Here is an 8,601-nt window from a genome sequence, read left to right as displayed (position 1 = left end):
CGGAGCACCCCCACGTGCGTGGGGAGGACGCATTCGATGCGCCGCACGTACTGCATGTTGACGGAGCACCCCCACGTGCGTGGGGAGGACCGACTACCCGTGGTCGTCGCGCACCGCCTTTCCGGAGCACCCCCACGTGCGTGGGGAGGACCCTGCGCGGCGGCCGGTCGGGACAAGCAGGGGCGGAGCACCCCCACGTGCGTGGGGAGGACGACCGCGTCGTGGGCGCGCCGCCTGCGGTCGGCGGAGCACCCCCACGTGCGTGGGGAGGACCTCACCGGCACGCAGCAGGCCGCACGCCTCGCCGGAGCACCCCCACGTGCGTGGGGAGGACGCTGTCGACCGTTGGCCGCGAGGTCTGCGAGACGGAGCACCCCCACGTGCGTGGGGAGGACGGCTACTGCGGCGGCAGCGGCACCGTCAACGGCGGAGCACCCCCACGTGCGTGGGGAGGACCCCGGCTACACCCCCGGTAAGGATGTGCACCGCGGAGCACCCCCACGTGCGTGGGGAGGACTTCCCGACGTGTCGCGGGCTAGGGGGTGAGTCCGGAGCACCCCCACGTGCGTGGGGAGGACGTGGCCGGCATATCCGGGACGGCCGGTGGTCACGGAGCACCCCCACGTGCGTGGGGAGGACCCGGTATTCGTAGGTGCGGACCGGGGCGGTGACGGAGCACCCCCACGTGCGTGGGGAGGACTACAGGCAGGGCTCGACAGCGGGAATCGTCACCGGAGCACCCCCACGTGCGTGGGGAGGACCCCGCCGTCGTCTCACCGGCCGCGCACGTGTGCGGAGCACCCCCACGTGCGTGGGGAGGACTAGCCGATACGCGGATCCCGGGACAGGCGCAGCGGAGCACCCCCACGTGCGTGGGGAGGACACGTGGGTCCGCGACGACGAAGGCGACGGCACCGGAGCACCCCCACGTGCGTGGGGAGGACACTTCGCCACCAGCGGCTTTATCCGCCCGCTGCGCAGTTTTGCGCTGGGCGGGCTGAAGTGTCGGACGTCCGTGGTTGCATGCGGGGGCCCTTACGAGCGGATGTGGAGCGGAGGTGTTCGGTTTGAGTTTCGATGAAGCGGTCGACGCCGGGATCTGGGGCAAGTCTAGCCAGCTCCTGAAGCCGTACCCGTTGCTCTGGCACTTGATCGACACGGCTGCTGTTGCCGGGGATCTGTGGGACCGTTACCTGACCCCGAATCAGCGACGCGTCATTGCGGAAGGGCTTAACACCAGCGACTGCCACGCCAGGTCGTTGGTAATGTTCTGGGCCGGGCTGCACGACGTCGGTAAGGCGACGCCCGGCTTCCAGAAGAAGAACAGGGCCGCCTTCGGGGCGCTGCTCGCTTGTGGCATTTATGAGGACGCCGCAGGCGATGGCTCGCTGCGGCACGATGCAGCTGGCCAGTTGTCCCTACCTGATCTTCTGGGGCTTCTCGGATACCCCCAAGCGGGCCGTCGCGTCAGTAGCCGCTTGGCGTATCGCGTTGCTCAGGTCGTGGGCGGCCATCACGGACGTTTCCAGCAGACCAGCGGCCCATACGGCGGGCGGCTGCAACTGGGTGAAGGCGCCTGGGCGCGACAGCGTGCGGCGTTCGTGCGGGTGGTGCATGAGGCAGTGGGCTCCCCTGAGCCGCCGTCGGCCGTGACCGCCCCGGCCAGTGTGTTGGTCACGGGGCTTGTGATTCTCGCCGACTGGCTGGCCAGCCAGGAACATTTCTTGACCGGGCAGTCGTCGCGGGTGCCGTCGTGCACCGATCCCGCCAGCGCCTCGGCTCACCTTGCTGCCCTGGTTGAGCCCGTCCGCATTCTACTCGACGATGCGGGCCTGGTGGCGCCGCTGTATCGACCCGTGGGGTTCGAGGATCTGTTTCCGCACCGTCCGAACGCGCTTCAACGGTCGATCCTGAACGAACTGCTTCCGGTGGTTGATGGGCCGGGGCTGATGGTGGTGACGGCCGCGACGGGGGACGGGAAGACCGAAGCCGCGTTGGTGGCTGCCCGGAGGTTGGCCGAGGTGTGCGGGGCACATGGGTTCTTCTTCGCCTTGCCGACGATGGCGACCTCGGACGAACTGTACCGCCGCGTCCGGGCGTTCGCCGCCAAGCTGGCCGCGGGGCCAGCGCCGGTCACCCTGCTGCACAGCATGTCGTGGCTCAATGCCGAGTACGAAGCTCGGGCTGCGGCCGACCTCGCCGATTCCGGTGAGGAGGTGGTCTCCGATGACCCGAGCCGTGACGTGATGGCGACCGATTGGCTGCGTGGCCGCAAGCGCGGGCTGTTGGCCCCAATGGCGGTCGGCACTGTCGACCAGGCGCTCCTGGCCGCGTTGACCACCAAACACAACGCTCTACGCCTGCTCGGCCTGTCGGGCAAGGTGTTCGTGGTCGACGAGGCGCACGCCTACGACGAGTACATGACGAGGCTGCTGTGCCAGCTCTTGAATTGGCTTGGAGCGTACGGATGCCCGGTTGTCCTGCTGTCGGCGACGTTGCCGTCGTCGCAGGCGGCGACCCTCGTGCGGGCCTACGAGGAGGGTGCTGGGGTCGAGCGGCCGGCGTGCGCCGTGCCGTATCCGGGTTGGACGTTCGTGCCGGCGGCCCAGGAACGTGATCCGCTGTCGATCTCACCGCAGGCGCGAGAGGCGCTGGTGGCAGGCCGAAGCGTGAAGTTCACGCTAGACGTCCGCGCGGTGCGTCACCTCGACGGGCCGGTGAGTGATCCGGCTGACCGACGAGAGGTGGTGCGGCAGGTGCTCGCGCCGGTCGCGGAGCACGGTGGGTGTGCGGGCGTCGTGTGCAACACGGTCAACGACGCCCAGCAGACCTATCGGGTGATCCGCGACTGGATGCCAGCCGGAGTGGATGTGATGCTGTTGCACTCTCGATTCCCGGCCCGCCGCCGGGAGGAAATCACCGCAGCTGTCACCAGCCGCCTGGGCAGAGCAGGCGACCGGTCCCGTCCGACGGTCGTCGTTGCTACCCAGGTGATCGAGCAGTCACTGGATCTCGACTTTGATCTCCTGGTGACCGACCTGGCTCCGATGGCGCAACTCCTGCAACGGGCCGGGCGATGCCATCGGCACGACCGGCCGAGGCCGAGCTGGGCCGAGCGGCCACGGGTGGTGGTCCTCGACCCGCGCGGGGCGGACGGCACGGAACACGTCAAGCCTGCTGCCTGGGGGCACGTGTACGCGCGGTACCTGCTGCGGGCGACGCACCAGCGGCTCGCCGGCATCGACACGATCGTGGTACCGCACTCGGTGCAGGGCCACGTCGAGGCGGTGTATGCGCCGCCACCCATCCGTCACGACCAGGTGCTGAGCGCGGAGTACGACGAGTACCGGGCCGGCCGGAGCGTGGAGCGAGGGGCAGCTGATCTGGGCGTCATCCCGAGCCCGGACGAGGTGACCGACCTGGAATCGCTGAGCCGCACCGAGACGCCGGAATGGCGCGCCTCTACCCGTCTCGGGGCCGAATCGGAGCGCGTGCTCTGCTGCTACCTCGACCCGGACGGCGGCCAGTGGCTCGACACCGAGCGCCGGACTCCGCTCCCACAGCACGGTTCCAGGCGTGACGGCCGGTTCCGGAACGACGAGGTACGGGCGATCCTCGAAGAGACGATCCCGGTTCGTGCTGACCTGATCCGGGGACACGAGCCCTCAACCGAGTTGCCGGCGGCATGGAGTGAGAACACCTGGCTCAAAGAAATCCGGCCGCTTTGGATGCCGATCAGTCCCCTTGGCCCCGGAGCGGCCGTGTGGGGAAACCGATCGGCTCATCTCGATGTAGAGCTCGGACTCGTTGTCACCTCCATAGGTGTGGGATGAGCCGATGGTGGAGTCATTCATCTGACATGAGGCTTCGCATCGAGCCATCGACTCGGCAACCTCATGCGGTCTGCCTTCAGGAGTCAAGCTAAATGATGATATTTTTCGATCTCATTGATCGACCGTGGATACCGGTGACGGCCGGCGGTGAGTCCGAGTTGGTCGGGCTCCGTGAGTTGTTCGTCCGGGCTGCGGAGTTCGACGATCTCGTGCTTCCGGTGCCGCCGGCCGCGTCGGGGCTGTGGCGGATCCTGTACGCGATTACCGCCCGCGTGACCGGCCTCGACGCCCTGCGCGGGGACCGATGGCGGCAGCGGCAGGAGCAGGTGCTCGACCGGGGCGGTTTCGTCGCGGACGACGTGGACGCCTACTTCGAGAAGTATCGCGGCCGGTTCGACCTGTTCGACTCTCGTCGGCCGTGGATGCAGGATCCGCGGCTCGCCACCGAGTGTCCGAAGTCCTCGGGAGTCAACAAGCTGGTTTTCGACCGTCCGGCCGGCAACACGCAGGTGTGGTTCGGCCACCACACGGACGCAGACCCGGCGGCCCTGGCACCCGGACAGGCGGCGTGGTACCTGATCGCGCAGTTGTACTACGGCGCTTCCGGAAGATGCAGCAGCCGCGAGGTGGCCGGGCAGAAGTTCGCCAACAGCAACGCCGGCCCGTTGCGGGGCGCCATGTCGTATCACCCGCTCGGGGAGAACTTGTTCGAGTCGCTGGTGGTAGGCGTGCCCCCGCGGGTGTCGGGGCAGGACGAGGGGCCTGACCTGTGCCCCTGGGAGCGCGATGACCTACCGGATCCGTTGGGTGACCCGGGCGACGTGTCCTGGCCGTGTGGCGCGTTGACCGGCCGCGCCCGGCATGCGGTGCTGCTGGTTCCGCACGCCACCGGTGCGGCGGTGACGGACGCCTACGTCACCTGGGCGTGGCGGCTTCCCGGTGCGTCAGTTCGCGACCCGTACGTCGTGCACCGGCAGAACAAGGAAGGCGGTTGGTACCAGTTGCCGGCTGACGGATCCCGGGCGTTGTGGCGGGACGTCGATTCCCTGCTGGGCGGCACCAGTGAGGTCCAGAGCCATCGCCCCGACATCATGGCCACCGCGGCGGATCTCGAACTCGACGGGCGGGTCCGCGCGTACGGCTTCGACCAGGACGGGCAGGCCAAGGACCGGCAGTGGTTCACCGCCGTGACCCCGCCGATCCTGGGCTGGCTGCGGGAGCGTGATCCGGCGACCGCCCACGGAGTGGCGGCGCTGACCCGGTCGGCCGAGTCGGTCGGCCGGCGTGTCGGTTTCGTGCTGCGACAAGCCTGGCGTGAGGCAGTCAACGTCAAGGATCGGGAAGGTCCGTGGGCACGTGTAGGCGAGGCGTACTACTGGTCGCGGGCCGAGGCGGTGTTCTGGGAGCACGTCAAGGACGTCCGGTTCTCCGAGGGCGGCAGATCCTTCGCCCGGCTGGCGCACGAGGCCATCGACCGTGCGGCGGGGGACGTCAGCTCACCACGGTTGGTACGGGCGGTGCAGACGGCGCATCGGCTGCTGTCAACCACATCGAAGAAGGGATCCGCTACATGACCTCCGTGGAAACCGAGGAAAGGAACTCCGACGCCTTCGTGCGGCGGATCACTGAGCAGTGCCTCCGCGACCGTGGCCGGCGTGCGGCGCTGCGCCGCGGGCTGCGTCGTCCGCCCGAGCAGGCGCACACCATGCACGCCGTCGTCGCCCCGCTGCTGCGGCCGTCGATGCGACAGGACCAGGAGTACGCCTATTACGCTGTCGCGGCGATGATCGCTGCGACGGTTCGGGACCGGCCGATCATCGACCGTACCGACGAGACCGTCGAAGCCGACGAGGCCGAGGATTCAGCGACCGGTGACACCGGGCGGGAAAGCCGGCCCAACCTGGGCCAGTCGTTGGCCTGGGCGGTGTGCCGGCCAGGACCGGGACGCCGCGCGATGAACCGGGCCACCGCCGAGAAGCGGTTGCATCTGCTGGTCCGCCAAGGCTACCCGGGCGTCTATCGGCACCTGGCCGGCGTTGTTCGGCACCTCGGCGCGGTCGAGTCCCAGGTGGACTGGGCGCAGCTTCTCGACGACCTCTGCCGGTGGCGGTACTACCGCGACCAGGTCGCCAGTTCCTGGCTTCAGTCGTTTTACCGCACCCTGCACGATGCCGACCGCCGTGCCGAGAAGCAGCACCACCCGAGCCTGGAGGAATCAGCATGACCGCCCGCTACATCGACATCCACCTGCTGCAAACCGTGCCGTACGCCAATCTCAACCGCGACGACCTGGGCTCGCCCAAGACGGTGCGTTTCGGGGACGCGGACCGTACCCGGGTCTCCAGCCAGAGCTGGAAGCGGGCCGTACGGCACGAGTTGGAGGCGTCGTCCGGTGACGCGGCCAAGCGGACCCGGCAGCTACCGCACGCCGTCCAGGCGCGGCTGGTAAGGCAGGGCTGGGAGACGGAGCTGGCGGCGTTCGCCGCCGCACAGGTCATGGCGACGCTCGCCACGATCGCGGTCAAGACCGATGGCTTCAAGGTCGACAAGGAGTCCGGCGAGGCGCAGGTGCTGTTCTACCTGCCGGAGCGGGCCTTCGACGAGCTGGCCGACGTCTGTGTGCAGCAGCGTGACCGGCTCGTCGGTCTGCACGCCGGTACGGTCAAGCTGAAGAAGGGCGAGGCGTCGCTTCCGGCCGACGCCGTGCGCGCGGCGATGGCCCGCCGCAACGACGTGATCAACCTGTTCGGCCGGATGCTGGCGGAACTGCCTGGCACGAACGTGGACGGCGCGGTGCAGGTCGCGCATGCGTTCACCACCCACGGCACGGATCCGCAGGTCGACTTCTTCACCGCCGTGGACGACTTGAAGCAGGAATCCGACCAGGCCGGCAGCGGGCACATGAACAGTGCCGAGTTCAGCACCGGCACGTTCTACCGGTACGCCAGCGTCAACCTGCGGGACCTCGTCGACAACCTCGGTGACGCCGCCACGGCGGTTGAGTTGACCTCGGCGTTCCTGTCGGCGTTCATCACTGCCATGCCGCAGGCGAAGAAGAACTCCACCGCGCCGTTCACCGTCCCCGACCTAGCCTACATCGCCGTCCGTGGCGACCGGCCGGTGTCGCTCGCCAGCGCTTTCGAGGTGCCGATCCGGGCCACGCTCGACAGCGGTTACGCCGATCCGTCGCGCCGGCAACTTGCCGACTACGCCGGCCGGATCTACCGGCTGATCGGCGACCGTGGGTTGATCTACCACGGGTACGCCAGCATCGACGACAAGGGGTTGGAACAGTTCGGTGAGAGCCGGCCGAGCTTCGACGCCCTGATCGCTGCCGCCGTCGAACGCGTGAGGGCGGAATGACGGGTCTGCTGCTGCGGTTGGCCGGGCCGATGCAGTCGTGGGGTGACCACAGCACGTTCAGCGTCCGGGACACCGCCACCGTCCCGACCCGCTCGGCGATGATCGGCATCATCGCCGCCGCCCAAGGTCGGCGTCGCGGTGAGTCGGTGAGCGACCTTGCGGCTCTGGAGTTCACCGTTCGGGTCGACCGGCCCGGCATCGTCATGTACGACTTCCACACCGTCGGCGGTGGCCTGCCGCCGGAGCGGACCGTGCCCACAGCGGACGGCAAACGGCGGGGGGCAGGCGCCGGCACGATCGTCTCGCGCCGGTTCTACCTGGCCGACGCCGTGTTCACCGTTGCGGTCACCGGTCCGGACGTGCTGGTCGGCCAAGTACACGAGGCGCTGGCGAATCCCGTGTGGGCTCCGTACCTGGGACGCCGCTCCTGCCCGGTGGAACATCCGTTCGTGCTGTCCGGCCCGATCGCCGACGCCGTCGGCAGCCTGGAACACCTGCCTCTCAACCGAGTCCGCCGCAAGCGCGAGGCGGACTTCGTCAGCGTGGACTTCGTGATGGGAGAGCCGGGCGGCGATGGCACCGCGAGCCGGATGACGCTCAACGACGTACCCGTGGATCTTGATTCGGCGGCGGGGGAGCTGCGTGCGAGCCGGCGCTTCCTGACCCGTGAGGTCCACGTCAGCAGCCGCAGCTTGCCAGCCGCTCTGTGCGCAGGCATCGGCGCGGAATATCTGGACGCACTGGACGAGCATCTGCGAGGAGTCCGCACGTGACCGCCTGGCTGACCCGAATCGCACCCGACCTCCGCCACCCGGCGGCGCGACGGGATCTGCGCGACATCACCGCCGTGCACCGCAGGGTGATGTCGCTGGTGCCAAACGACCTGGGCGAGCAGCCACGGCAGCACGCGGGTGTCCTCTTCCGGCTCGATCACACGACCTCCGGTCCGGTACTGCTGATTCAGACGACCCTGCCACCGGACCCGGCCCGGCTGCCGGACGGCTACGGCACCGTCGACACCCGCGACGTCAGTCCACTACTCAAGGCGCTGGTTGCCGGCATGCCGGTGCACTACCGGATCGCCGCCAACGCGTCCAAGCGAGCGTGGAAGGGCGACAGCGCCGGCAAGATCGTCGCGTTGTCCGGTCAGCAGGCCGAGCAGTGGTGGCAGCGCAAAGCCGAGACCGCCGGCCTCGAACTGCGCCACCTGCGTGCCCAGCCGCAGCCGGCCGCCCGCGGCCGTGCCGTTCCGGTACGCCACGCCATCACCCTCTTCGAGGGGCAGGCCGTGATTGCCGACGCCGACCGGGTGCGCGCCTCCGTGCTCAGCGGCATCGGTCGCGGGCGCTCGTTCGGCTGCGGACTGCTCAGCCTCGCCCCGATGCGGTGAGCGCCAACGCCCGAC

At 69.1% G+C, this 8,601-nt stretch carries 6 protein-coding genes and 1 CRISPR repeat array; all 6 genes read left to right on the top strand.

Annotated features, from left to right (window positions below; all coding sequences use genetic code 11):
* Position 1: 1 nt before the first annotated feature.
* Positions 2–944: direct repeats of the CRISPR family, unit length 28 nt; unit sequence GGAGCACCCCCACGTGCGTGGGGAGGAC.
* A 114-nt stretch (positions 945–1,058) separates the two neighbouring features.
* The 6 genes from C569_RS0121845 to cas6e all read left to right on the top strand — a co-directional run bounded on the left by C569_RS0121845 (position 1,059) and on the right by cas6e (position 8,586).
* On the top strand, positions 1,059–3,833 hold the full coding sequence (locus C569_RS0121845) for a CRISPR-associated helicase/endonuclease Cas3 (protein WP_018787887.1): 2,775 nt from the start codon (positions 1,059–1,061) through the stop codon (positions 3,831–3,833).
* A 92-nt stretch (positions 3,834–3,925) separates the two neighbouring features.
* Positions 3,926–5,407 carry a type I-E CRISPR-associated protein Cse1/CasA gene (casA, locus tag C569_RS0121840; protein WP_026268473.1) on the top strand — a complete coding sequence of 494 codons (1,482 nt, stop codon included), beginning with the start codon at positions 3,926–3,928 and terminating at the stop codon, positions 5,405–5,407.
* Positions 5,404–6,057, top strand: coding sequence for a type I-E CRISPR-associated protein Cse2/CasB (casB, locus tag C569_RS0121835; protein ID WP_018787885.1), 654 nt, complete (start codon positions 5,404–5,406; stop codon positions 6,055–6,057). The genes casA and casB overlap by 4 nt, the downstream gene beginning before the upstream one ends.
* Complete coding sequence (gene cas7e / locus C569_RS0121830; RefSeq protein ID WP_018787884.1) at positions 6,054–7,196, top strand: type I-E CRISPR-associated protein Cas7/Cse4/CasC; 1,143 nt, start codon at positions 6,054–6,056, stop codon at positions 7,194–7,196. The genes casB and cas7e overlap by 4 nt, the downstream gene beginning before the upstream one ends.
* Positions 7,193–7,969 (top strand): type I-E CRISPR-associated protein Cas5/CasD, encoded by a 777-nt coding sequence (gene cas5e / locus C569_RS0121825; RefSeq protein ID WP_018787883.1) that lies wholly within the window; start codon positions 7,193–7,195, stop codon positions 7,967–7,969. Before cas7e ends, cas5e begins: the two co-directional genes overlap by 4 nt.
* Positions 7,966–8,586, top strand: coding sequence for a type I-E CRISPR-associated protein Cas6/Cse3/CasE (gene cas6e / locus C569_RS0121820; protein ID WP_018787882.1), 621 nt, complete (start codon positions 7,966–7,968; stop codon positions 8,584–8,586). The genes cas5e and cas6e overlap by 4 nt, the downstream gene beginning before the upstream one ends.
* Positions 8,587–8,601: the final 15 nt, after the last annotated feature.

Origin of the sequence: Micromonospora sp. CNB394 (assembly GCF_000374985.1) — a bacterium.
Classification (GTDB): domain Bacteria; phylum Actinomycetota; class Actinomycetes; order Mycobacteriales; family Micromonosporaceae; genus Micromonospora; species Micromonospora marina.
Note: the sequence above shows the minus strand (reverse complement) of the source record. Positions and strands in the feature narration are given on the sequence as shown.

Excerpts from the sequence above, each read along its gene's own strand:
- casA (WP_026268473.1), top strand. The coding sequence starts at position 3,926 with ATGATGATATTTTTCGATCTCATTGATCGACCGTGGATACCGGTGACG.
- cas5e (WP_018787883.1), top strand. The coding sequence starts at position 7,193 with ATGACGGGTCTGCTGCTGCGGTTGGCCGGGCCGATGCAGTCGTGGGGT.
- casB (WP_018787885.1), top strand. The coding sequence starts at position 5,404 with ATGACCTCCGTGGAAACCGAGGAAAGGAACTCCGACGCCTTCGTGCGG.
- cas7e (WP_018787884.1), top strand. The coding sequence starts at position 6,054 with ATGACCGCCCGCTACATCGACATCCACCTGCTGCAAACCGTGCCGTAC.